Annotated in this window: 20 protein-coding genes; 5 read left to right on the plus strand and 15 right to left on the minus strand. The window is 70.0% G+C overall.

Going from position 1 to position 24348, the window contains the following annotated elements; genetic code table 11:
* Window positions 1-10 precede the first annotated feature (10 nt).
* The 3 genes from ACI2L3_RS18305 to ACI2L3_RS18315 all read right to left on the minus strand — a co-directional run bounded on the left by ACI2L3_RS18305 (window position 11) and on the right by ACI2L3_RS18315 (window position 2571).
* Window positions 11-1090, minus strand: coding sequence for an amidohydrolase family protein (locus tag ACI2L3_RS18305; RefSeq protein WP_404753378.1), 1080 nt, complete (start codon window positions 1088-1090; stop codon window positions 11-13).
* A gap of 101 nt (window positions 1091-1191) precedes the next feature.
* Entirely contained in the window at window positions 1192-1539 is a 348-nt protein-coding gene (locus ACI2L3_RS18310) for a hypothetical protein (RefSeq protein WP_362995471.1), read from the minus strand.
* Window positions 1540-1617: 78 nt separating this feature from the next.
* The gene (locus ACI2L3_RS18315; RefSeq protein WP_404753681.1) at window positions 1618-2571 is read right to left on the minus strand and encodes a heme o synthase; all 954 of its coding nucleotides are present in this window, start codon (window positions 2569-2571) and stop codon (window positions 1618-1620) included.
* Between the two features lie 419 nt (window positions 2572-2990).
* On the opposite strand from ACI2L3_RS18315, the gene tkt reads away from it, so the two are divergent.
* The 5 genes from tkt to pgl are packed head-to-tail and all read left to right on the plus strand — an operon-like array spanning window position 2991 to window position 9583.
* On the plus strand, window positions 2991-5078 hold the full coding sequence (gene tkt / locus ACI2L3_RS18320; protein WP_404753379.1) for a transketolase: 2088 nt from the start codon (window positions 2991-2993) through the stop codon (window positions 5076-5078).
* A 34-nt stretch (window positions 5079-5112) separates the two neighbouring features.
* The gene (gene tal, locus ACI2L3_RS18325) at window positions 5113-6231 is read left to right on the plus strand and encodes a transaldolase (protein WP_404753380.1); all 1119 of its coding nucleotides are present in this window, start codon (window positions 5113-5115) and stop codon (window positions 6229-6231) included.
* A 6-nt stretch (window positions 6232-6237) separates the two neighbouring features.
* Window positions 6238-7761, plus strand: coding sequence for a glucose-6-phosphate dehydrogenase (zwf, locus tag ACI2L3_RS18330; RefSeq protein WP_404753381.1), 1524 nt, complete (start codon window positions 6238-6240; stop codon window positions 7759-7761).
* Complete coding sequence (opcA, locus tag ACI2L3_RS18335) at window positions 7758-8807, plus strand: glucose-6-phosphate dehydrogenase assembly protein OpcA (RefSeq protein WP_404753382.1); 1050 nt, start codon at window positions 7758-7760, stop codon at window positions 8805-8807. Before zwf ends, opcA begins: the two co-directional genes overlap by 4 nt.
* Window positions 8804-9583, plus strand: a complete 780-nt coding sequence (pgl, locus tag ACI2L3_RS18340; protein ID WP_404753383.1) for a 6-phosphogluconolactonase — start codon at window positions 8804-8806, stop codon at window positions 9581-9583. The genes opcA and pgl overlap by 4 nt, the downstream gene beginning before the upstream one ends.
* Window positions 9584-9635: 52 nt before the next feature.
* Here the strand turns inward: pgl and ACI2L3_RS18345 are convergent, their stop codons facing one another.
* From ACI2L3_RS18345 to uvrC, 12 genes are all read right to left on the minus strand, one after another.
* Window positions 9636-9899 (minus strand): DUF2087 domain-containing protein, encoded by a 264-nt coding sequence (locus ACI2L3_RS18345; RefSeq protein WP_404753682.1) that lies wholly within the window; start codon window positions 9897-9899, stop codon window positions 9636-9638.
* 318 nt (window positions 9900-10217) lie between these two features.
* Window positions 10218-11870, minus strand: coding sequence for a glucose-6-phosphate isomerase (pgi, locus tag ACI2L3_RS18350; protein ID WP_404753384.1), 1653 nt, complete (start codon window positions 11868-11870; stop codon window positions 10218-10220).
* Window positions 11871-12038: 168 nt separating this feature from the next.
* Window positions 12039-12374: an RNA polymerase-binding protein RbpA gene (locus ACI2L3_RS18355; RefSeq protein WP_003957010.1), complete on the minus strand. Its 336-nt coding sequence runs from the start codon at window positions 12372-12374 to the stop codon at window positions 12039-12041.
* A gap of 159 nt (window positions 12375-12533) precedes the next feature.
* On the minus strand, window positions 12534-12764 hold the full coding sequence (gene secG / locus ACI2L3_RS18360; RefSeq protein ID WP_055702100.1) for a preprotein translocase subunit SecG: 231 nt from the start codon (window positions 12762-12764) through the stop codon (window positions 12534-12536).
* 101 nt (window positions 12765-12865) lie between these two features.
* Window positions 12866-13642, minus strand: coding sequence for a triose-phosphate isomerase (tpiA, locus tag ACI2L3_RS18365; RefSeq protein ID WP_404753385.1), 777 nt, complete (start codon window positions 13640-13642; stop codon window positions 12866-12868).
* Window positions 13643-13648: 6 nt separating this feature from the next.
* Window positions 13649-14860 carry a phosphoglycerate kinase gene (locus tag ACI2L3_RS18370; RefSeq protein ID WP_404753386.1) on the minus strand — a complete coding sequence of 404 codons (1212 nt, stop codon included), beginning with the start codon at window positions 14858-14860 and terminating at the stop codon, window positions 13649-13651.
* 106 nt (window positions 14861-14966) lie between these two features.
* Window positions 14967-15977: a type I glyceraldehyde-3-phosphate dehydrogenase gene (gap, locus tag ACI2L3_RS18375; RefSeq protein ID WP_404753387.1), complete on the minus strand. Its 1011-nt coding sequence runs from the start codon at window positions 15975-15977 to the stop codon at window positions 14967-14969.
* A 189-nt stretch (window positions 15978-16166) separates the two neighbouring features.
* Entirely contained in the window at window positions 16167-19124 is a 2958-nt protein-coding gene (locus ACI2L3_RS18380; RefSeq protein ID WP_404753388.1) for a M14 family zinc carboxypeptidase, read from the minus strand.
* Window positions 19125-19293: 169 nt separating this feature from the next.
* Window positions 19294-20298: a DNA-binding protein WhiA gene (gene whiA / locus ACI2L3_RS18385; protein WP_362995491.1), complete on the minus strand. Its 1005-nt coding sequence runs from the start codon at window positions 20296-20298 to the stop codon at window positions 19294-19296.
* Window positions 20289-21311: a uridine diphosphate-N-acetylglucosamine-binding protein YvcK gene (yvcK, locus tag ACI2L3_RS18390; RefSeq protein WP_404753389.1), complete on the minus strand. Its 1023-nt coding sequence runs from the start codon at window positions 21309-21311 to the stop codon at window positions 20289-20291. Before yvcK ends, whiA begins: the two co-directional genes overlap by 10 nt.
* Window positions 21308-22243 carry an RNase adapter RapZ gene (gene rapZ, locus ACI2L3_RS18395; protein ID WP_404753390.1) on the minus strand — a complete coding sequence of 312 codons (936 nt, stop codon included), beginning with the start codon at window positions 22241-22243 and terminating at the stop codon, window positions 21308-21310. Before rapZ ends, yvcK begins: the two co-directional genes overlap by 4 nt.
* A complete protein-coding gene (gene uvrC, locus ACI2L3_RS18400; RefSeq protein ID WP_404753391.1) occupies window positions 22240-24264 on the minus strand; it encodes an excinuclease ABC subunit UvrC in 2025 nt (674 codons plus the stop codon). The genes rapZ and uvrC overlap by 4 nt, the downstream gene beginning before the upstream one ends.
* Between the last annotated feature and the right edge of the window lie 84 nt (window positions 24265-24348).

Below are 24348 nucleotides of genomic sequence, written 5' to 3' on the forward strand. Positions count from 1 at the left end.
GACTTGTGCCCTAAAGCCCGTACATCCGCCGGGCGTTGCCGGCCGCGATCAGCCCGGCCACGCGCTGCGCGTCGGTGAGCGACCAGGCGCCCTCCGCGACCCAGGTGCCGAGCACCCGTCCTAGGGCCTCCCTGAACAGGTGCGCCCCGACGACGTGCAGCTCCGGAAGCCCGTGCGCGCCGCTGGAGAAGAGCAGCTTCCCGAAGGGCGCCAGTTCCAGGATCTCGGCAAGCACGGCCGCCGCGCGGGCCCCGGTGCGGACGAGCGCGGGGCCGAGGTCGGCGTACACGTGCGGGAAGACGGCGGCCAGATGCGCGGCGCTGCGGTGGTACGGATAGCCGTGCAGCAGCACCAGATCGGTGCCGAGGCCCGCGGTGGCGCGGGCGAAGTCCCCGAAGTACGTCTGCGGGTCCCCCGCGCCCGCGTGCAGCTGCAGCGGCCGGCCCGAGGCCACCGCGATCCACAGCAGGTGCCGCAGCAGCACCGGATCGGCCAGCGCCCCGCCCACCTGCCGCCCCGCCAGCCAGCGCCCGGCCGAGCCCCGCACCTCGCCGGGCCCCGGCGGTTCCGCGCCCGGCGCGAGCGGGTGCCGTACGCCCGCGACCGAGGTGAAGGCGACGGCTCCCCCGGCGGCGGCGTGCACGGACTCGGCGAGATTGGCCAGGAACGAGTCGACGGTGCCCGAGGTGTCCGCGACCTGCTCGGCGAGTAATTCCAGGCGGACGATCTCGCGGGCGTCGGCGGCGCCGGTGGAGGCCATCTCGCCGGGTCCCGTCAGATCGCCCGGCAGCCCCGTGTCGACGAGGTAGGTGGTGATGCCGCTGCCCCGGAGCAGGCGGCGGCCCGTCTCCAGTACGCCCAGGTCGCGGCGGCGGGCGAGATAGCGGGCCGGCGGGCAGTGCGGCTCCAGGCCGAGCAGCGGCGGACACCAGCGGCGCACCGCGAAGCCGGTCTGGGTGTCGAAGAAGGTGGTGCCGGGGGCGGGCGGCCCGCCACCCCGGCCGAGGTGGGCCTCGAAGGTGCCGAGGCCCAGCTCCGTACGGAGGATGCCGTGGCAGTACTGGTCCACCAGGGACGGCGTTTCGATCATCCGGGCTCCCGTGGGTGGACCGTGCTCCTACGGTCCTAACGGGTGACCCGGGTGTCAGGTGTTGCTTTCGGCCGGTCTCGCGCCCACGGGGCGAAACCCGGTCAGTCGTTCTTCGGGCCGCCGAGCTGAATGCCCGCCATCCGCGTCCATTCGTAGGGGCCGGTCTTCACCTTGGCGGCGAATTCGCCGTCGAACTCCTCGTGGACGGTGATTCCGGCCTTCTCGACGGCGCTCTGCGCGACGGCGTAGGTGGGCGCCACCAGGTCGCCCCAGTTGCCGTCGCCGCCGACGAGGACGATGCGGGTGCCCTCGTGGCCGATGTACGCGATCTGTCCCTCGGCACCGCCGTGGGCCTGCGCGAAGGTGCCGATCTCCTTGGCGAGCTTGGCGGCCCTGCGCTCGGCGCGAGCGGCCTGCTTACTGTCGTCCACCTGCTGCGTGTCTGCCATGAGCAGGATGCTACCGACGGGTAGATCAGCTGGCGACAGGCGGACGACGTGGCATCGGCCACGCGGCGGGCGGTACCCCTACCGGAGGAAGGGGTCCACCGCCACCGCGACGAACAGCAGCGAGACGTACGTGATGGACCAGTGGAAGAGCCGCATCTCCTTGAGCTTGCCGCCGGTGACCTCGGCCTTGGCGCGGCTCTGCAGCCCGTGCGCCTCCCAGAGCCAGAAGCCGCCGGTGACCAGCGCGACCGCGGTGTAGAACCAGCCGGTGTAGCCGAGCGGCTGGAGCAGCAGCGAGACGGCGACCATCACCCAGGAGTAGAGGACGATCTGGCGGGCGACCACCTTGTTGGAGGCGATGACCGGCAGCATCGGCACGCCCACGCGCGCGTAGTCCTCCTTGACCTTCATGGAGAGCGGCCAGTAGTGCGGCGGCGTCCAGAAGAACATGACGAGGAAGAGCACGACCGGCGCCCACGACATGGAGTTGGTGACCGAGGACCAGCCGATGAGGACCGGCAGGCAGCCCGCGATACCGCCCCAGACGATGTTCTGGGAGGTGCGGCGCTTCAGGATCATCGTGTAGACGACCACGTAGAAGAGCAGCGCGCCGAGCGCGAGCCAGGCGGAGAGCCAGTTGACGGCGAAGCCGAACAGCAGGGTGGAGACGATCGCGAGGGTGATGCCGAAGACGAGGCATTCGCGCGGGCTGACCATGCCGGTCACCAGTGGCCGCTGCGACGTGCGGTCCATGAGCGCGTCGATGTCGCGGTCGATATACATGTTGAGCGCGTTGGCGCCCCCCGCGGAGAGGTAGCCGCCCAGGCAGGTCACGAAGACCAGCCAGAGGTCGGGCACTCCTTGTTCGGCGAGGAACATCACCGGAACGGTGGTGATGAGCAGAAGCTCGATGATCCGCGGCTTGGTCAGCGCCACGAACGCCTTGACACGAGCCCCGAACGGCCGATGGCTCGGGCTAAGGTCCGTCCCGGTAACCCCCGCTGGACGGGATTCAACGGCCGTCACGCACACCCCTGACAGAGACATCCCAGCAGGCCGACCAGCACCTTCAGACATGAAGATCCGGTAAAGGCCCGCGCGTACCACGCCACTGTAGACGTTGCCCATACCCCGCCCTTCGCGGGGGTCGGGTCGTGTTGGACGGCCGGCCGGACGGCGCCCGTGGCGGGCGGGGCCGTCAGATGAGCGGAACCGGGCGTTCATTGAGCGGACAAATGGGCGATACCGGTGGCCTTTTGAGCGGACATATGAGCGAGCCCATATTCACTTGCCTAATACCTCCGCTTTCCTTTCGAGAGGCGGATCCCCGCATGTCACGGCAGTCTGGAATGACTCGAAAAAATGAGCGTTCTAGCAGCGGTAGGCTCGACATCGGCCGGTGGGATCTACGCCGCCGGCATTCGACATGTGGAGAGGAGCCCTGACTCAGGGTGAGCACCAAGCCGACCACCACAGACCTCGAGTGGACCGAACTGGACCAGCGGGCCGTTGACACCGCCCGCGTCCTGGCCATGGATTCCGTACAGAAGGTCGGCAACGGCCATCCCGGTACGGCCATGAGCCTCGCGCCCGCCGCGTACACCCTCTTCCAGAAGGTGATGCGCCACGATCCGGCGGACGCCGACTGGACCGGCCGCGACCGGTTCGTCCTCTCTGCGGGCCACTCGTCCCTGACCCTCTACATCCAGCTCTACCTGGCCGGCTTCGGCCTGGAGCTGGACGACCTGAAGGCCTTCCGCACCTGGGGCTCGAAGACCCCGGGCCACCCGGAGTACGGCCACACGGTGGGCGTGGAGACGACCACGGGCCCGCTGGGCCAGGGCGTCGCCAACGCCGTGGGCATGGCGATGGCCGCCCGCTACGAGCGCGGCCTGTTCGACCCGGAGGCGGCCACCGGCTCGTCCCCGTTCGACCACTACATCTACGCCATCGCCGGCGACGGCTGCCTCCAGGAGGGCATCTCCGCGGAGGCGTCCTCGATGGCCGGGCACCAGAAGCTCGGCAACCTGATCCTGCTGTGGGACGACAACCACATCTCGATCGAGGGCGACACGGAGACCGCGGTCTCCGAGGACACCATCAAGCGGTACGAGGCGTACGGCTGGCACGTCCAGCGCGTGGCGCCCAAGGAGAACGGCGACCTCGACCCGGCCGCCCTCTACGCCGCGATCCGGGCCGCCCAGGCCGAGACGGAGCGCCCGTCGTTCATCGCGATGCGCTCGATCATCGCCTGGCCCGCCCCGAACGCGCAGAACACCGAGGCCGCGCACGGCTCGGCGCTCGGTGACGAGGAAGTGGCCGCCACCAAGCGCGTCATGGGCTTCGACCCCGAGCAGACCTTCGAGGTCTCCGACGAGGTCCTCGCGCACACCCGCAAGGCGCTCGACCGGGGCCGCGACGCCAAGGCCGAGTGGGAGAAGGGCTTCGCCGCCTGGCGCACCGCCAACGCCGAGCGCGCCGCCGAGTTCGACCGCATCGCCAAGGGCGAGCTGCCCGAGGACTGGGAGGAGAAGCTCCCGGAGTTCGAGACCGGCAAGGGCGTCGCCACGCGCGCCGCGTCCGGCAAGGTCCTCCAGGCGCTCGGCGCGGTCATCCCCGAGCTGTGGGGCGGCTCCGCCGACCTCGCGGGCTCGAACAACACGACGATCGACAAGACGTCGTCGTTCCTGCCCACGGGCAACCCGCTGCCGGGCGCCGACCCGTACGGCCGCACGATCCACTACGGCATCCGCGAGCACTCCATGGCCGCGGAGATGAACGGCATCGCGCTGCACGGCAACACCCGCATCTACGGCGGCACCTTCCTGGTGTTCTCCGACTACATGCGCAACGCCGTCCGACTTTCCGCGCTGATGCACCTGCCGGTGACGTACGTGTGGACGCACGACTCCATCGGTCTCGGCGAGGACGGCCCGACCCACCAGCCGGTCGAGCATCTGGCCTCGCTGCGCGCCATCCCGGGCCTGAACGTCGTGCGCCCGGCCGACGCCAACGAGACCGCCATCGCGTGGCGCGAGATCCTCAAGCGCTGGACCAAGGAGTTCGGCAAGGGCGCCCCGCACGGCCTCGCGCTGACCCGCCAGGGCGTGCCGACGTACGAGCGCAACGAGGACGCCGCCAAGGGCGGCTACGTCCTCTTCGAGGCCGAGGGCGGCTCGCCCGAGGTCGTGCTGATCGGCACCGGTTCCGAGGTCCAGCTCGCCGTCGAGGCGCGCGAGCAGCTGCAGGCCGCGGGTGTCCCGACGCGTGTCGTCTCGATGCCGTCGGTCGAGTGGTTCGAGGAGCAGGACCAGGGGTACCGCGACAGCGTGCTGCCGCCGTCGGTGAAGGCTCGGGTGGCGGTCGAGGCCGGCATCGGTCTCACCTGGCACCGCTTCGTGGGTGACGCCGGACGCATCGTCTCGCTGGAGCACTTCGGTGCCTCGGCGGACGCCAAGGTGCTGTTCCGCGAGTTCGGTTTCACCGCCGACGCGGTGGCCGAGGCGGCGCGGGAATCGATCGCCGCCGCTCAGCGCTGACGCCCATATACGACCAAGTAGGAGATGTAATTCCATGACAGACGCACTCAAGCGCCTTTCCGAAGAAGGCGTCGCGATCTGGCTGGACGACCTGTCGCGCAAGCGGATCACGTCCGGCAACCTCGCCGAACTGATCGACCAGCAGCACGTCGTGGGCGTCACCACCAACCCCTCGATCTTCCAGAAGGCCATCTCGCAGGGCGACGGTTACGACCAGCAGCTCTCGGACCTCGCCGCCCGTGAGGTCACCGTCGAAGAGGCCATCCGGATGATCACGACGGCGGACGTCCGTGACGCCGCCGACATCCTGCGCCCGGTCTTCGACGCGACGGGCGGCCAGGACGGCCGCGTGTCCATCGAGGTCGACCCGCGCCTGGCGCACAACACCAAGGCCACGACGGCCGAGGCCAAGCAGCTCGCCTGGCTGGTGGACCGCCCGAACGCGCTCATCAAGATCCCGGCCACCCAGGCCGGCATCCCGGCGATCACCGAGGTCATCGGCCTCGGCATCAGCGTCAACGTCACGCTGATCTTCTCGCTCGAGCGCTACCGCATGGTCATGGACGCGTACCTCGCGGGCCTGGAGAAGGCCAAGGAGCGCGGCCTGGACCTCAGCAAGATCCACTCGGTGGCGTCCTTCTTCGTGTCCCGCGTGGACACCGAGATCGACAAGCGCCTGGACGGCATCGGCACGGACGAGGCCAAGTCCCTCAAGGGCAAGGCCGCGCTCGCCAACGCCCGGCTCGCCTACGAGGCGTACGAGGAGATCTTCTCCTCCGACCGCTGGGCCGCGCTCGACAAGGCGCAGGCCAACAAGCAGCGTCCGCTGTGGGCCTCGACCGGCGTCAAGGACCCGGCGTACAAGGACACCCTGTACGTCGACGAACTCGTCGCGCCCAACACGGTGAACACGATGCCCGAGGCGACCCTGGAAGCCACCGGCGACCACGGCCAGATCACCGGCAACACCATCGCGGGCACCTACGACCAGGCCCGCGCCGAGATCGCCGCCATCGAGAAGCTCGGCATCTCGTACGACGAGGTCGTGCAGCTGCTCGAGGACGAGGGCGTCGAGAAGTTCGAGGCGTCCTGGACCGACCTGCTCAAGTCCACTGAGGCCGAGCTCAAGCGCCTCGCTCCCGCGAAGGGCTGACCCACCTTGTCAAGCAGCAATCCGCTGCGTGACGCCGCAGACCGACGGCTCCCGCGTATCGCGGGGCCGTCGGGCCTGGTCATCTTTGGCGTCACGGGCGATTTGTCCCGTAAAAAGCTGATGCCCGCTGTCTACGACCTCGCCAACCGAGGCCTGTTGCCGCCGGGCTTTTCCCTGATTGGTTTCGCCCGCCGCGACTGGGAGGACGAGGACTTCGCCCAGGTCGTCCACGACGCGGTCAAGGAGCACTCCCGCACGCCGTTCCGTGAGGAGGTCTGGCAGCAGCTCATCCAGGGCATGCGCTTCGTCCAGGGCAACTTCGACGACGACGACGCCTTCGAGCAGCTCAAGGCCACCATCCAGGAGCTCGACAAGGCGCAGGGCACCGGCGGCAACTTCGCGTTCTACCTCTCGGTGCCGCCGAAGTTCTTCCCGCAGGTCGTCCAGCAGCTGAAGAAGCACGAGCTCGCGGACGCCCCCGAGGGCTGCTGGCGCCGCGCGGTCATCGAGAAGCCGTTCGGCCACGACCTGGCGTCCGCCCAGGAGCTGAACGCGATCGTGCACGAGGTGTTCGCCCCGGACCAGGTGTTCCGGATCGACCACTACCTCGGCAAGGAGACCGTCCAGAACATCCTGGCGCTGCGCTTCGCCAACCAGATGTTCGAGCCGATCTGGAACCGGTCGTACGTCGACCACGTCCAGATCACGATGGCCGAGGACATCGGCATCGGCGGCCGCGCCGGCTACTACGACGGCATCGGCGCCGCCCGCGACGTCATCCAGAACCACCTGCTCCAGCTGATGGCGCTCACCGCGATGGAGGAGCCCGCCTCCTTCGAGGCGGACGCGCTGGTCGCCGAGAAGGCGAAGGTGCTCGGCGCCGTCCGGCTGCCCAAGGACCTCGGCAGGAACACGGTCCGCGGCCAGTACGCCGCGGGGTGGCAGGGCGGCGAGAAGGCCGTCGGCTACCTCCAGGAAGACGGCATCGACCCCAAGTCGAAGACCGACACCTACGCCGCGATCAAGCTGGAGGTGGACAACCGCCGCTGGGCGGGCGTGCCCTTCTACCTGCGCACCGGCAAGCGGCTCGGCCGCCGGGTCACGGAGATCGCGGTGGTCTTCCAGCGCGCTCCCCACTCCCCCTTCGACCACACCGCCACCGAGGAGCTCGGGCACAACGCGATCGTCATCCGCGTCCAGCCGGACGAGGGCATCACGGTCCGGTTCGGCTCGAAGGTGCCCGGCACCTCCATGGAGATCCGGGACGTGTCGATGGACTTCGCGTACGGCGAGTCCTTCACCGAGTCGAGCCCGGAGGCGTACGAGCGCCTGATCCTCGACGTCCTGCTCGGCGACGCCAACCTCTTCCCGCGCACGGAGGAGGTCGAGCTGTCCTGGAACATCCTCGACCCGATCGAGGAGTACTGGGACAAGCACGGCAAGCCCGCGCAGTACCCGGCCGGCACCTGGGGCCCGACCGAGGCGGACGAAATGCTCGCACGAGACGGACGGAGCTGGCGTCGGCCATGAAGATCGACCTTACGGACACCACGTCCAGCAAGATCAACAAGGCGCTCGTGCAGGGCCGCAGGGCGATCGGCACACCGGCCGTCGGCATGGTCCTCACCCTCGTCATCGTCACCGACGAGGAGAACGCCTACGACTCCCTGAGGGCCGCCAACGAAGCGTCCCGCGAGCACCCCTCGCGCACCCTCGTGGTCATCAAGCGGGCCGCGCGCTCGCCCCGTGACCGCACCACCTCGCGGCTCGACGCCGAGGTGCGGGTCGGCGTGGAGGCGGGCACCGGCGAGACGGTGGTCCTGCGGCTGTACGGCGAGGTCATCGACCACGCCCAGTCGGTCGTGCTTCCGCTGCTGCTGCCCGACGCCCCCGTGGTCGTCTGGTGGCCGGTGAACGCCCCGAGCGACGCCGCCAACGACCCGCTCGGCGCCCTGGCACAGCGCCGCGTCACGGACTCGTACACGGCCGAGGACCCGATCCAGGAGCTGACCGCCCGCGCCGAGTCCTACCACCCCGGCAGCACCGACCTGGCCTGGACCCGCATCACCCCGTGGCGCTCCATGCTCGCCGCGGCCCTGGACCAGATCGCCTGCAAGGTGGAGTCGGTGCAGGTGGACGGCGAGGAGTTCAACCCGAGCGTCGAGCTGCTCGCCATGTGGCTCGCGGACCGGCTCGGCGTACCGGTGAAGCGGGCGCTGTCACCGGGCCCCGGCCTGACCGGTGTGCGCATGGAGACCGACTGCGGCCCCATCGTGCTCGACCGGGCCGACGGCTCCCTCGCCACGCTGCACATCGAGGGCCAGCCCAACCGCGCGGTGGCGCTCAAGCGCCGCGAGACGGCCGAGCTGATCGCCGAGGAGCTGCGGCGCCTGGACCCGGACGACACCTACGCCTCCGCGCTGAAGTACGGCGTGGAGCGGCTGGTGGTGACACCGGCGGAGCGGGTGACGGAGACGGCCGAGGAGGCCAGGGACTCCGGTGATGCCGCGCCGGCTCCCGAGCCGAAGAAGGCGCCGGCGAAGAAGGCCGCCGCCAAGAAGGCGGCCGCGAAGTGAGCGCGGCCCCGCAGCTCGTCGTCCACCGCGACAAGGAGCTGATGGCGCAGGCCGCGGCGGCCCGCCTCATCACGAAGATCGTCGACGCGCAGGCCGCCCGCGGCTTCGCGTCGGTGGTCCTCACCGGCGGCCGCAACGGCAACGGCCTGCTCGCGGCGCTGGGTTCGTCCCCGGCGAAGGACGCGGTCGACTGGTCGCGCCTGGACCTGTGGTGGGGCGACGAGCGCTTCCTGCCGGACGGCGACCCGGAGCGCAACTACACCCAGGCCAAGGAGGCGCTGCTCGACTCGGTGCCGGTCAACCCGGCCCGGGTGCACCCGATGCCCGCGTCCGACGGTCCGTACGAGGTGGACGCGGCGGCGGAGCACTACGCCGCCGAACTGGCCGCCGCGGCGGGCCCGGAGGACCACGGCCCCGTGCCGACCTTCGACGTCCTGATGCTCGGCGTCGGCCCGGACACGCATGTCGCGTCGCTCTTCCCGGAGCTGCCCGCGGTGCGTGAGACGGAGCGCTCGGTGGTCGGCGTGCACGGCGCGCCGAAGCCCCCGCCGACCCGTATCTCGCTCACGCTCCCGGCGATCCGGGCGGCCCGCGAGGTGTGGCTGCTCGCGGCGGGCGAGGACAAGGCGGGGGCCGCGGCCATCGCCCTGTCCGGCGCGGGCGAGGTGCAGGCCCCGGCGGCCGGTGCCTACGGCCGCTCGCGCACGCTGTGGCTCCTGGACGCCGCGGCGGCCTCGCAGCTCCCGCCGGAGCTGTACCCGCCGGCCGTGGCGTAGCCGCCTCCCGTCGTACGCGTATGAGGGCCCCGCACCACCCGGTGCGGGGCCCTCAGGCGTCGGCGAGGACGCGCCGGTAGCTGCTGCCGTCCTGGTCGCGGACGAGGAGGCCGTCGGTGACGCAGTACCGCCGCAGCGCCGCGGTGTCCTCGTGCACCGTGCGGAACGCGTCGTTGACCTCGCGCTCGCTGTAGGAGCGGTCGGCGTCGAACAGGGTGTCCGTGAGATGCACGAGGAGTTCGTGGCGCACGACGGGGCGTACGGGGATCGTCGTGAGGCGGCCGTGCGCGAAGAAGCCGGTGAGGCGGCGGGGCACGGTGGGGTGGGCGTGGGCCTCGACGGGGTCGGGGGCCCGCCGGAAGACGTGCGGGTCGGCCCGCAGCGATCCGTCGGGCAGCCGCTCCACGAGCCCCGTGGCGAGCAGGCGTCCCAGGTGTTTGCGGGCGACGGCGGAGTCGGCCTCGCGGGGCGGCAGGTCGCCGAGGACCACGCGCGCGTACAGCCTCAGTCTCTCGGGGTCGGCGAGCGCGGCGAGCAGCTGGTCCATGACGGGGTCCCTCCCGGCGGGTGACAGAGCCGAAGCAGTGTCACCCGCCGGGCGGGGCGCCCGCATCCGATTAACTCATGGTGAGACTCAACGTCCGCGCAGGTCCCGGTACTTGGCGACCAGGGCCGTCGTCGACCCGTCGAGGTCCGGCACCTCGGCTCCCTCGGTCAGCGCGGGCTCGACGCGCTTGGCGAGCACCTTGCCGAGCTCGACGCCCCACTGGTCGAAGGAGTCGATGTTCCACACGGCGCCCTGCACGAACACCTTGTGCTCGTAGAGCGCGATGAGCTGGCCGAGGACCGAGGGGGTCAGCTCCTTGGCGAGGATCGTCGTCGTCGGGTGGTTGCCCTTGAACGTCTTGTGCGGGACCAGCTCCTCCGCGACGCCCTCGGCGCGCACCTCGTCGGGCGTCTTGCCGAACGCAAGGGCCTGGGTCTGCGCGAAGAAGTTGGCCATCAGCAGGTCGTGCTGGGCGACCAGGCCGGGCAGCAGGTCGGCGACCGGCTCGGCGAAGCCGATGAAGTCCGCCGGGATCAACTTGGTGCCCTGGTGGATGAGTTGGTAGTAGGCGTGCTGGCCGTTGGTGCCGGGCGTGCCCCAGACGACCGGGCCCGTCTGCCAGTCGACTTGCCTGCCGTCCCGGTCGACGTACTTGCCGTTGGACTCCATGTCCAGCTGCTGGAGGTACGCGGTGAACTTGGAGAGGTAGTGCGAGTACGGCAGGACGGCGTGCGACTGCGCGTCGTGGAAGTTGCCGTACCAGATGCCCAACAGGCCCATGAGGAGCGGCACGTTGGACTCGGCGGGCGCGGTGCGGAAGTGCTCGTCGACGAGGTGGAAGCCGTCGAGCATCTCGCGGAAGCGGTCGGGCCCGATGGCGATCATCAGACTGAGACCGATCGCCGAGTCGTACGAGTAGCGGCCGCCGACCCAGTCCCAGAACTCGAACATGTTGGCCGTGTCGATGCCGAACTCCGACACCTTCTCGGCGTTGGTCGACAGCGCCACGAAGTGCTTGGCGACGGCGTCCTGCCCGGCCTTCAGCTCGGTCAGCAGCCAGTCCCGCGCGGACGTGGCGTTCGTGATCGTCTCGATGGTGGTGAACGTCTTCGAGGCGATGATGAAGAGCGTCTCGGCGGCGTCCAGGTCCCGCACGGCCTCGTGCAGGTCCGCGCCGTCCACGTTCGACACGAAGCGGACGGTGAGGCCGCGGTCGGTGAAGGAGCGCAGCGCCTCGTACGCCATCGCGGGGCCGAGGTCGGAGCCGCCGATGCCGATGTTGACGACGTTCTTGATGCGCTTGCCGGTGTGCCCGGTCCACTCGCCGGAGCGGACCTTCTCCGAGAAGGCGCTCATCTTGTCGAGGACGGCGTGCACCGCCGGGACGACGTTCTCGCCGTCGACCTCGATGACCGCGTCCCGCGGGGCGCGCAGCGCCGTGTGCAGGACCGCGCGGTCCTCGGTCGTGTTGATCTTCTCGCCGCGGAACATGGCGTCCCGCAGGCCGAAGACGTCGGTCGCGGCGGCGAGCTCGCGCAGCAGCGTCAGCGTCTCGGCGGTGACGAGGTGCTTCGAATAGTCGATGTGCAGGTCACCGACCTGAAGGGTGTACGCCGTGCCGCGCGCCGGATCCGCGGCGAACAGCTCACGCAGCTGCACCTCCCCCAGCCGCTCACGGTGCTCGGCGAGCGCCTTCCATTCGGGAGTCTGATCGAGCCTGGCGCGGCTTTCTGCGTTCATCTCGGACTTCAGCCTTCTCTCGTACGCGCGTACGTCCATTGCCCCGCTGCATCCTCCAACCTAATCGATCAGAGAGCGGGATGAGATGTCCGAAACTGTCTGTCCGCACACGTGCCGGGAGAAAGGAAGCGGCCGGACACCTTTAGGTGCCCGGCCGGTTCCCAAGTACTAGATCTCGCCCCGCAGTTTGGCGAGTGCTTCCGCGAGGATCGCCTCCCCGTCCGCGTCGCTGCGCCGCTCCCGCACGTACGCCAGGTGCGTCTTGTACGGCTCGGTGCGCGGCGGGTCCGGTGGGTTGTCCCGGTCCTGACCTGCCGGAAAGCCGCAGCGGGGACAGTCCCACGTATCGGGGACCTGCGCGTCGCTGGCGAAGCTCGGCTGCGTCTCGTGCCCGTTGGAGCACCAGAAGGAGATGCGCAGTCGCGGCGCGGACTCACCGCGCTCGGCCTCGCCCATCGGCCCCGCCCCGACCCGACTTCCTCGGATCGCGTTGCCACTTGCCACGGTCGTAACTCCCTGCGTGATGGTGCTGCTGCGGGCGCCTCAGTTTACGTAAGGCCCAACGCGCGTCCAGTGTTGGGAGTTACACCCCACCCCCGGACGCAAGCCCCATGATAAGCCGCGCACGCGGGCCCGCACCGGACAAGCGAGCAGCGGGCGGCGCTAGTTGTTCGCCTTCATCAGCAGGCCGAGCGCGACAATGCAGGCGAACCAGAGCAGACCGACCACGACGGTGATGCGGTCGAGGTTGCGCTCCGCGACGGAGGAGCCGCCGACGGAGGACTGCATGCCGCCGCCGAACATGTCGGAGAGACCGCCGCCCTTGCCCTTGTGCATCAGCACCAGCAGCATCATCAGCAGGCTGAAGACGATGAGGGCGATCGAGAACCCCATAACCACGGCTGGACCAACTTCCTCGGATCTGTAACGACGACGGGGGCCGAAGGCAGGCTTCGGCCCCCGTCAGGGTACGACGTAACGCCGCTAGCGCATACTCACTGGTCGCCGAAGCGAACGATCTTGACGAACTCGTCGGAGTCCAGCGCGGCGCCGCCCACGAGCGCGCCGTCCACGTCGGGCTGCGCCATGATGTCGGCGACGTTCTTCGCCTTCACGGAGCCGCCGTACTGGATGCGCACCTTGTCGGCGAGCTCCTGGGAGTACAGCTCGGCGAGGCGGCCGCGGATCGCGCCGCAGACCTCCTGCGCGTCCTCGGGGGTCGCGACCTCGCCGGTGCCGATGGCCCAGACCGGCTCGTAGGCGATCACGATGGTCTCGGCCTGCTCGGCCGGGATGTCCTTCAGGCCGCCGTCGAGCTGGTTCAGCGTGTACTGGACCTGCTGGCCGGCCTTGCGGATGTCCAGGCCCTCGCCGACGCAGAGGATCGGGGTCAGGCCGTGCTTGAAGGCGGCCTTCACCTTGGCGTTGCAGATCTGGTCGGTCTCGTTGTGGTACTGGCGGCGCTCGGAGTGGCCCACGGCGACGTAGGTGCACTTCAGCTTGGCCAGCATCGGGCCCGAGATCTCGCCGGTGTAGGCGCCGGAGTCGTGCGCCGAGATGTCCTGGGCGCCGTACTTGATCTTGAGCTTGTCGCCGTCGACGAGGGTCTGCACGGAGCGCAGGTCCGTGAAGGGCGGCAGGACGGCGACCTCGCAGGCCTCGTAGTCCTTGTCCGCCAGGGCGAAGGCGAGCTTCTGGACGTGGGCGATGGCCTCGAGGTGGTTGAGGTTCATCTTCCAGTTGCCCGCCATCAGCGGGGTACGCGTAGTCATCAGGTGTCAGTTCTCCAGTGCCGCGAGGCCGGGGAGCGTCTTGCCCTCGAGGTATTCGAGGGAGGCGCCGCCACCGGTGGAAATGTGGCCGAATGCGTTCTCGTCGAAGCCCAGCGTCCGCACGGCCGCGGCGCTGTCGCCACCGCCGACGACCGTGAAGGCCGGGGAGTCGAGGAGCGCCTGGGCGACCGCCTTGGTGCCCTCGGCGTAGTCGGGGTGCTCGAAGACGCCCATCGGGCCGTTCCAGAAGACGGTGGCCGCGTCGGAGAGCTTCGAGGCGTAGAGCTTACGGGTCTCGGGGCCGATGTCGAGACCCTCCTGGTCGGCCGGGATGGCGTCGGCGGCGACCGTGGTGGGGTTGGCCGGGGCCTTGGTCTTCAGGTCGGGGAAGTCGGACGAGACCAGTACGTCGACGGGGAAGACGAACTCGACGCCCTTCTCCTCGGCGCGCTGCATGTACTTCTTGACCTCGGGGATCTGGTCCTCCTGGAGGAGGGAAATGCCGACCTCGTGGCCCTGGGCCTTGAGGAAGGTGTAGGCCATGCCGCCGCCGATGAGGATGCGGTCGGCCTTCTCCAGGAGGTGCTCGATCACGCCGAGCTTGTCGGAGACCTTGGCGCCGCCGAGGACCACGGCGTAGGGCCGCTTGACGTCGTCGGTGAGCTTCTTCAGGACGCCGACCTCGGTGGCGATGAGGTACCCGGCGTAGTGCGGCAGCTTGGCGGGGAGGTCGAAGACGGAGGCGTGCTTGCGGTGCACGGCGCCGAAACCGTCGCCCACGTAGACATCCGCCAGGGTGGCCAGCTGATCGGCGAACTCGCCGCGCTCGGCGTCGTCCTTGGAGGTCTCGCCGGCGTTGAAGCGAAGGTTCTCGATGACGGCCACCCGGCCGGCGGCGAGGCCCTCGACCGTCGACTTGGCCGATTCGCCGACCGTGTCGGTCGCGAACGCCACCTCGGCACGGAGCAGTTCACCCAGCCGGGCGGCCGCGGAGGCGAGCGAGAAGGCCGGGTCCGGGGCGCCCTTGGGGCGGCCCAGGTGCGAGGCCACGACGACCTTGGCGCCCGCGTCGGCGAGGGCCTTGACGGTCGGCAGGACGGCGCGGATGCGGCCGTCGTCGGTGATGGTGTCGCCGTCGAGCGGCACATTGAGGTCGGCGCGGACGAAGACCCGCTTGCCGTCGACCCCTTCGGCGAGAAGTTCGTCGATCGTCTTCACTACTGGACTCCTTGGGAGGGCTGACGCTGACGTGCAACAGGGCCCGTCCGGCGCATCATCGCGCGGGACGAACCCTGTGCTCACATCTAGGTGCCTGCTCTGGTGATCAGAGCTGACCGCCGACGAAGACCGTGAGGTCGACCAGACGGTTGGAGTAACCCCACTCGTTGTCGTACCAGCCGAGGATCTTCACCGACTTGCCGTCCTGGACCATCGTCATCGACGAGTCGAAGGTGCAGGAGGCCGGGTCGCTGACGATGTCGGAGGACACGATCGGGTCCTCGGTGTAGAAGAGGTAGCCCTTCAGGTCGCCGTCGTCGGCGGCCTTCTTGAACGCGGCGTTGACCTCGTCCTTGGTGACCTCGCGGGAGACCTCGACGACCAGGTCGGTGGCCGAGCCGGTCGGGACCGGGACGCGCATCGCGATGCCGTCGAGCTTGCCCTTGAGCTGCGGCAGGACCAGCGCGGTGGCCTTGGCGGCACCGGTGGTGGTCGGGATGATGTTCTCGGCGGCGGCGCGGGCGCGGCGCAGGTCCTTGTGCGGGAAGTCCAGGATGCGCTGGTCGTTGGTGTACGCGTGGACCGTCGTCATCAGGCCCTTGACGATGCCGAAGTTCTCGTCGAGAACCTTGGCCATCGGCGCCACACAGTTGGTGGTGCAGGAGGCGTTGGAGATGACGTGGTGGTTGGCCGCGTCGTACTTGTCCTGGTTGACGCCCATCACGATGGTGATGTCCTCGTCCTTGGCCGGAGCCGAGATGAGGACCTTCTTGGCGCCACCGGCGATGTGCTTCTCGGCGTCGGCCTTCTTGGTGAAGATGCCCGTGGACTCGATCACGATGTCGACGCCCAGCTTGCCCCACGGGATGTCGGCGGGGTTGCGCTCGGACAGCACCTTGATGGTGTGGCCGTCGACCGTGATGGTGTCCTCGGTGTGCGACACCTCGGCCTTGAGGCGGCCCAGGATGGTGTCGTACTTCAGCAGGTGGGCCGTGGTCGCGGTGTCACCCAGGTCGTTGACAGCCACGACTTCGATGTCCGCACCCTGCTCGAGCAGCGCGCGGAAGTAGTTGCGACCGATGCGGCCAAAGCCGTTGATGCCTACGCGGATCGTCACGAAACCGATCTCCTCGTTGGTACGCCGGTTTTAGACGCCGGCGAGTTGTATGGGATGTCCCCGACCGCCTCCGACCCTACCTCTCTGAAGCCTCTGAGGTGACATCGAGAGGGGCCGTAAGCGGCACAAAGGCCCGTACCCCGCAGTAGGGGTACGGGCCACCGGGACCTTGGTCCCGATTACGCACTGTCAGCTGCGCAGATGTGCCAGGGAGGCGCCCATAAGAGCGGCCCTCTCGGCCTTTCCGGGCACATGCTCGAACCCGAAGCCGAGCAGGACGCTGTCACGCGCTGTGACCGCCGCGAAGGACCGGTAGAGCTCCCCGGTCCGCGCCCAGTCGCCTGTGATATTGGGGCTTCCGGCCGGGGCCGGCGCGACGCTCCAGGAGCCGAGCGACGTCTCGAATCCCTCGGTCTCCGTGGCGGTGCCGCCGACGACGAGTTGCGCGTTGTCGGCGAAGAGGCCGCGGCCTCCGCTGGAGGGGTCGGTGACGGCGCTGAGCGACACCTCGACCTTCTTGCCCGCGTAGGCGCTCAGGTCGAAGGCGACGGGCTTCCAGCCGCCGGAGGAGCCGGTGAAGCTGTTCCAGGAGCCGCTGGTCCCGGAGGCCGTGCAGGTGTCGGCGCCCACCGTCAGGTAGTGGCGCAGGAACGGGTGGCCGTTGACGAAGAACCCGGCCGCGCACTCGGCGGGGACGGTGGCGGACGTGTTGCCGTTCTTGTCGGGCAGCGTGGTCCAGTCGTCGGCGCCCGCGGTGTGGGCCTCGAGCAGCCCGTGGTCGTAGCCGGGCTCCAGGTTCCAGTTGAGCGCGAACCGCAGCTCCGGCCGGTCGGCGGCCGTGACGCCGGTCAGGTCGATGGTGCGGGTCAGCCGCTTCCAGTCCTGGTCGGCGTGGGTGGCCGAGGCCATGCCCTGGCCCGCGAAGGGCGCGTACGGGTTGGGGAGGTTGGGGTAGGAGCCCGCGGCCGCGCTCTTGAACTGCGGGAACTTCTCGGGCGGCAGGCTGTCGGAGGTGACGGTGAAGCGGCCCGCCTTGTCGAGCGGGTTGGCGTCGGCGGCGGCGAGCGGGGTGCTCACGCCGTCGAGGGCGCCGCTGCCCTTGAAGCTGTTGGCGCCGGGCGCGGAGAGGCGTTCGTACGCGCCGAGGTAGTACTGCGCGAAGTCGTCGGTGAGGGCGTCGCCGAGGTCGACGTTGCCGCCGGCCCGCTCGCCGGACTCGATGAGCTTGCCGCCCTCGTTCAGGTAGTCGCGCAGGGCGAGCTGGGTGGGTGCGCCGGGGACGGGGTCGCCGGTGTAGTGGACGACGGCGGAGAAGTGCGACAGGACGCCGAGCGGGTGCGGGACGCCTTGCTTGGCGACGTCCCAGACGGTGGCCGAGCGGCCGTTGGCCTTGACCGCGTCGACGTACTTCTGGGTCTGGCCGGCCGTGGCGCCCTCTTCGGCGACGACGAGCGTGTTGGCCTTCGGGCGTTCGGCGACGGTGTAGGTGAAGTGGGTGCTCTCGGTGCGGCCCTTCTTGTTCCGGCCGGTGAACCACACCTCGACCTTGTCGCCCGCGCGCGCGTCCTCGACCTCGGCGCGGTACTCGTCGAAGTGGAGGTTGTCCTCGCCGCCGTAGGTCTCGCCGCCCTTCCAGGCGCGCAGCTCCTCCTCCTGCGTACGGCCGCCGTTGACGCGGTACTTGAGCTCCTTGTCGCGCACCGACTTGCGGGCGGTGACGGCCACTTCCTGGTCCCCGCCGCGCGCGTACGACGTGGTGAAGGTGTCGGGGGTGAAGTCCGGGGCCTCGATGTCGGTGACGGAGACCGGCTGGTCGGGGTGGAGCGACGTCTCGGCTACGGCGAGCGCGAAGGGGACGTTCTTGGCGAACTCCTGCTGGATCAGCTTCTCGTCGTCGGGGAAGGTGAAGATGGACGCGCAGTCCTGGGGCTTCCAGGCGTCGTTGGGGTCCACGTTCGACGCGGTCTGGCAGGTGGACATCTCCGGGGTGAACATCGAGATGCCGTTGATGTTGCCCGCGTGCCCGTTCGCCTCGCCGTTGGTGGTGTAGAGCTCGGAGGAGACCTGGGGGTGGTAGCCGGGGACGGCGGGCTTCTCCGGGGTGCCGTTCAGCGCCCGGTAGAGCACGTCGTCCGGGGTCGGTGTGGCGACCTGCCAGCCCACTCCGTAGAGGAGCAGTTCGGCCGCGGAGTGGTAGTTGATGCTGTACGTGAAGCCGATGCGCTTCTGGAAGCGGTCGAGCGCCTTGGTCTCGGGCTCGGACATCGGTCCTGTGCCGCGGTAGGTCTCGGAGGACGGCTCCGGGGACGAGCCCTCGTTGTCGTAGCCCCACTTGTAGGCGAAGTTGCGGTTGAGGTCGACGCCGTCGCCCGGCGCGGTCTTCCCGTCGCCGTTGATGTCGCGGAGGTTCTTGCGCCACTGGCGGTTGCCGTCGGCGGCGTGCGTGTAGTCGTAGCCGTCGGGGTTGGCGGAGAGCACGAACCACAGCTCGGTGGAGTTCACGAGCTTGGTGATGCGCTTGTCCTTGCCGTAGTTGTCCAGGTAGTGGTGCATCAGGCGGCGGGTCATCTCGGGGGTGATCCACTCGCGCGCGTGCTGGTTGGACAGGTAGAGCGTGGCCGGCTTGGAGCCGTCCTCGGACTTCTTGGCGTTCTTGGAGAGCTTCAGGGCGAGGATGTCCTTGCCCTGGAGGGTCTTGCCGATGGAGACGACCTTGGTGATGCCGGGGTGGGCCTGCCCGGTCCTGACGATCTCCTCCTGGAGACCGCCCTTTCCGCTGTACGGGCGGTAGACGCCGTCCCCCGCGGCCTCGATGCGCTTCTGCGCCGCCGCCGACACCTTGTGCTCGCTGAGCTCGATGCCCTTGCGCTCGATGGCCTTGGCCTGGCCCTCGGTGAGATACAGCTCGACGCGGCCGGTGCCGTTCTCGGCCTGTCCGGCGAGTTCGTGGGCGTCCTGGCCCGCCTCGACGAGGATCGGGATCTGCTTCTTGGTGACCTCGGCCCGGTAGACGTTGACGGCCGCCGGGTCATCGGCGGCCGGGGCCTTCGCGGGTCCGTCGGCCTGGGCGTGCGGGGCGGTGACGAGTCCGCCGACGAGCAGTGCGCTCGCGGCGAGAACCCATCTCGCGCTCGCTCTTCGTCTCATGAGCCCCCCTTGCGGTTGTCCGGCACTGTTGTGCCGGATGCCAGGCTCGTGACAGTGCATGATCATGTCAATACGGTGGGTGAAGGCGAGCGTGACGGGCATGCGAAAGCCGCTGGTGCCCGGTGGGGCGCCAGCGGCTCAGGACACGCGGGAGACGTACGGGGCGGGGTCAGACCGCCATGTTCTCGGCGAGCATGTTGTCCGCGATCTCCTCGGTGAGGCTGGACTCCGTGCCCGGGATGCCCAGGTCCTGGGCCCGCTTGTCGGCCATGGCGAGCAGCCGCCGGATGCGGCCGGCGACGGCGTCCTTGGTCAGCGGCGGGTCGGCGAGCGCGCCCAGCTCCTCCAGCGACGCCTGCTTGTGCTCCATGCGCAGCCGGCCGGCGGCCGCGAGGTGCTCAGGCACCTCGTCGGCGAGGATCTCCAGGGCGCGCTGCACCCGGGCGCCCGCGGCGACGGCCGCGCGGGCCGAGCGGCGCAGGTTCGCGTCGTCGAAGTTGGCCAGGCGGTTGGCGGTGGCGCGCACCTCGCGCCGCATCCGCCGCTCCTCCCAGGCGAGCACCGACTCGTGCGCCCCGAGGCGGGTGAGCAGCGCGCCGATCGCGTCACCGTCGCGCACGACGACGCGGTCCACGCCCCGCACCTCGCGGGCCTTGCTGGCGATCTGCAGCCTGCGGGCGGCGCCGACCAGCGCGAGCGCGGCCTCCGGGCCCGGGCAGGTCACCTCCAGGGAGGAGGAGCGGCCCGGCTCGGTGAGCGAGCCGTGGGCGAGGAACGCGCCGCGCCAGGCCGCCTCGGCGTCGCAGGTGGCCCCCGAGACCACCTGCGGCGGCAGGCCCCGGATCGGCCGGCCACGGCCGTCCACGAGGCCCGTCTGGCGGGCCAGCTGATCGCCGCCCGCGACCACCCGGACGACGTAACGCGAGCCGCGCCGCAGGCCGCCGGGGGCCATCACGATCAGCTCCGAGCTGTGCCCGAAGATCTCCAGAATGTCCCGCTTGAGCCGCCGGGCGGCCATCGCGGTGTCCAGCTCCGCCTCGATCACGATGCGGCCGCTCACCAGGTGAAGGCCGCCCGCGAACCGCAGGATCGCCGAGACCTCTGCTTTTCTGCAGCAGGTCCGGGTGACGGGGAGCCGGGAGATCTCGTCCTTCACCGCTGCCGTCATCGCCATGGGCCGATCCTTCCATGCATCCGAAAAATACGGTCGTACGCGGCTGCCAGCAGCTCCGGGTCGTGCCTCGGAGTCCCGTCGGGCCGGGCCACCGGCGCCAGCTCGACCGTGGCGCCGAGCCGCTTGGCGGCATCGGTGAGCGACTCACGGTCGGGCACGGCGGCGTCGTCGGCCAGCACCACGTCCAGGGCGAGTTTAGGGGCGTGTCGGGCCAAAACCTCCAAATGACGCTGCGGAGAGAACCCTTCGGTTTCTCCCGGTTGCGGCGCGAGGTTGAGCGAGAGGACCTTCCGGGCCTTCGTCCCGGTCAGCGCGTCGAGCAGTTCCGGCACCAGGAGGTGCGGGATCACCGAGGAGAACCAGGAGCCCGGACCGAGCACCACCCAGTCCGCGTCGAGGACGGCGGCGACCGCCTCGGGGACGGCCGGCGGGTCGTGCGGGACGACGTGCACGGACTGGACCTCGCCGGGCGTGAGCGCGACGGTGGCCTGCCCCCGCACCGTGTCCACGTCGTCCGGCCGGTCCGGGTCGTGGCCCTTGACCAGGGCCTGGAGCTCCAGCGGCACGGCCGACATGGGCAGCACCCGGCCCTGCGCGCCGAGCAGCCGGCCGACCAGGTCCAGGGCCTGCACGTGGTCGCCGAGCTGCTCCCACAGGGCGACGATCAGCAGATTGCCGACCGCGTGCTCGTGCAGGTCGCCCTTGGACTGGAAGCGGTGCTGGATGACGCGGGACCAGGTCTGGCCCCAGTCGTCGTCGCCGCACAGCGCCGCGAGGGCCTTGCGCAGGTCACCGGGTGGCAGCACACCGAGCTCGTCGCGCAGGCGGCCGCTGGAGCCGCCGTCGTCGGCGACCGTGACGACGGCGGTGAGGTCTCCGGCCCCGGTGATGCGGCGCAGCGCGGCGAGCGAGGCGGACAGGCCCATGCCCCCGCCGAGCGCGACCACCTTCGGCTGGGTGCCCCGCTTGCGGCCCAGTCGGCTCAGGCGGACGGTCCGGCGGGTCGGCTTCACTCGCGCCCCATGTCCCGGTGGACGATGACGGTCTCCACGCCCTCGGACGCCAGGCGCGCCGCGAGCTTCTCCGACATGGCGACGGAGCGGTGCTTGCCGCCGGTGCAGCCGACCGCGATCGTGACGTACCGCTTGCCCTCGCGGCGGTAGCCCGCGGCGATGAGCTGGAGCAGTTCGGCGTACCGGTCGAGGAACTCCTTGGCGCCGGGCTGGTTGAAGACGTACGCCGCGACCTCCTCGTTCTGGCCGGTGTACTGGCGCAGCTCGGGGACCCAGTGCGGGTTGGGCAGGAAGCGCATGTCCACGACGAGGTCGGCGTCGACCGGCAGGCCGTACTTGAAGCCGAAGGACATGACGGTGGCCCGCAGCTCGGGCTCCTCCTCGCCCGCGAAGGAGGCGTCCATCTTGGCGCGCAGCTCGTGCACGTTCAGGCTGGAGGTGTCGATGACCAGGTCGGCGTCGCCGCGCAGCTCGCGCAGGAGGTCGCGCTCGGCCGCGATGCCGTCGACGATGCGGCCGTCGCCCTGCAGCGGGTGCGGGCGGCGGACCGACTCGAAGCGGCGGACCAGGGCCTCGTCGGAGGACTCCAGGAAGACGATGCGCCGGGTGACGTTCTTCGACTCCAGCTCGGCGAGGGACTCGCGGAGGTTGTCGAAGAAGCGCCTGCCGCGGACGTCGACGACGACCGCGATCCGGGCGACGTTGCCCTGCGAGCGGGCGCCGAGCTCCACCATGGTGGGGATCAGCGCGGGCGGCAGGTTGTCGACCACGAACCAGCCGAGGTCCTCCAGGCACTTGGCCGCCGTGCTGCGTCCGGCGCCGGACATCCCGGAGATGATCACCAGCTCGGGGATCGCGGCGTCGGGGACCGCGGGCGTCTCGATGGGCGTGCTCGCACTCACTTGCTCTTCACCTTCGTCGTGCTCGCTCATGTCTCCTGCCCCCGTCGTTCCTCCGAGGTGCCCGCGGTCACGGGCTCCTCCTCTTCCATGATCTCTCCGGTCGCCGTGTTCACGGCGGGGCCGGCGGGCACCGCTCCGGCGAGGGCCGCGAGGACGGCCTCGGCCGTTTTGCGGCCCACGCCCGGGACCTCGCAGATCTGGTCGATTGTCGCGGATCGGAGCCTCTTCACCGAACCGAAGTGCTTGATCAGCGTCTGCTTGCGCGCGTCACCGAGGCCCGGCACGGCGTCCAGCGGGCCCGCCCGGAAGCGCTTGGACCGCTTGTTGCGCTGGTAGGTGATGGCGAAGCGGTGGGCTTCGTCACGTACCCGCTGGAGGAGGTAAAGACCCTCGCTGGTGCGCGGCAGGATCACCGGGTCGTCCTCGTCGGGGACCCAGACCTCCTCCAGGCGCTTGGCGAGGCCGCAGACCGCGATGTCGTCGATGCCGAGCTCGTCGAGGGCCCTCTTGGCGGCCGCGACCTGCGGCTGGCCGCCGTCCACGACGACGAGCTGCGGAGGGTACGCGAACCGCTTGGGGCGGCCGTCCTCCTCGGTCGGACCGAGGTCGGCGATCTCGCCGGTCTCCTCGTCCACCCACTCTCCCGTCCTCTCCTTCTCGGCGAGGTACCGCTTGAAGCGGCGGGTGATCACCTCGTGCATGGAGCGGACGTCGTCCTGGCCCTCGAAGCCCTTGATCTGGAAGCGCCGGTACTCGCTCTTGCGCGCGAGGCCGTCCTCGAAGACCACCATCGACGCCACCACGTCGTCGCCCTGGAGGTGCGAGATGTCGTAGCACTCGACGCGCAGGGGGGCGCTGTCCAGCTCCAGGGCGGCGGCGATCTCCTCCAGGGCGCGCGAGCGCGTGGTGAGGTCGGAGGCGCGCTTGGTCTTGTGCAGGACGAGGGACTGCTGCGCGTTCCGCGCGACGGTCTCCATGAGGGCCTTCTTGTCGCCGCGCTGCGGGATGCGCAGCGAGACGTTCGCCCCGCGGCGCTCCGTCAGCCACTCCTGGACCGGCTCTATGGGGTCGGGCAGCGCGGGGACGAGCACCTCCTTGGGCACGGCGTCGCCGCTCTCCTCCCCGTACAGCTGCTGGAGCGCGTGCTCGACGAGGTCGCCGCTGGTGACGGCCTCGACCTTGTCGGTGACCCAGCCGCGCTGTCCGCGGACCCGGCCGCCGCGGACGTGGAAGATCTGCACGGCGGCTTCGAGCTCGTCCTCGGCGAGAGCGATGAGGTCGGCGTCCGTGGCGTCGGCGAGGACGACGGCGCTCTTCTCCATCGCCTTCTTCAGGGCGTCGATGTCGTCGCGCAGGCGCGCCGCCCGCTCGTACTCCATCTCCTCGGCGGCGTCCGCCATCTGCCGTTCCAGACGGCGGATGTACGTGCCCGTGCGGCCCGCCATGAAGTCGCAGAAGTCCTCGGCCAGTTCGCGGTGGACCTCGGGTGTGACGCGCTCCACACAGGGCGCCGAGCACTTGCCGATGTAGCCGAGGAGGCAGGGGCGGCCGGTGCGGGTGGCGTTCTTGAAGACACCCGCGGAGCACGTACGCACCGGGAAGGCGCGCAGGAGCAGGTCGACGGTGTCGCGGATCGCCCACGCGTGGCCGTACGGACCGAAGTAGCGCACGCCCTTCTTCTTTGCGCCGCGCATCACCTGCACGCGCGGGAACTGCTCGTTCATCGTCACCGCGAGGTACGGATAGCTCTTGTCGTCGCGGTACTTGACGTTGAACCGGGGGTCGAACTCCTTGATCCAGGAGTACTCCAGCTGGAGCGCCTCGACCTCGTTGTTGACGACGGTCCACTCGACGGAGGCGGCCGTCGTCACCATGGAGCGGGTGCGCGGGTGGAGTCCGGCCAGGTCCTGGAAGTAGTTGGCCAGGCGCTGACGCAGGCTCTTGGCCTTCCCGACGTAGATCACCCTGCGGTGCTCGTCGCGGAATTTGTAGACCCCCGGGGCGTCGGGGATCTGTCCCGGCTTGGGGCGGTAGCTGGAAGGGTCGGCCATGTCGGACAGCCTACTGGCGGGGGCTGACAGCGCGGGTGGCCGTCCGGGCCCACCGGTGCGGAGCGGCGGCCGGCGGGCCCGGCC

The sequence above is a fragment of the Streptomyces sp. NPDC029674 genome (assembly GCF_044903205.1).
GTDB lineage: Bacteria > Actinomycetota > Actinomycetes > Streptomycetales > Streptomycetaceae > Streptomyces.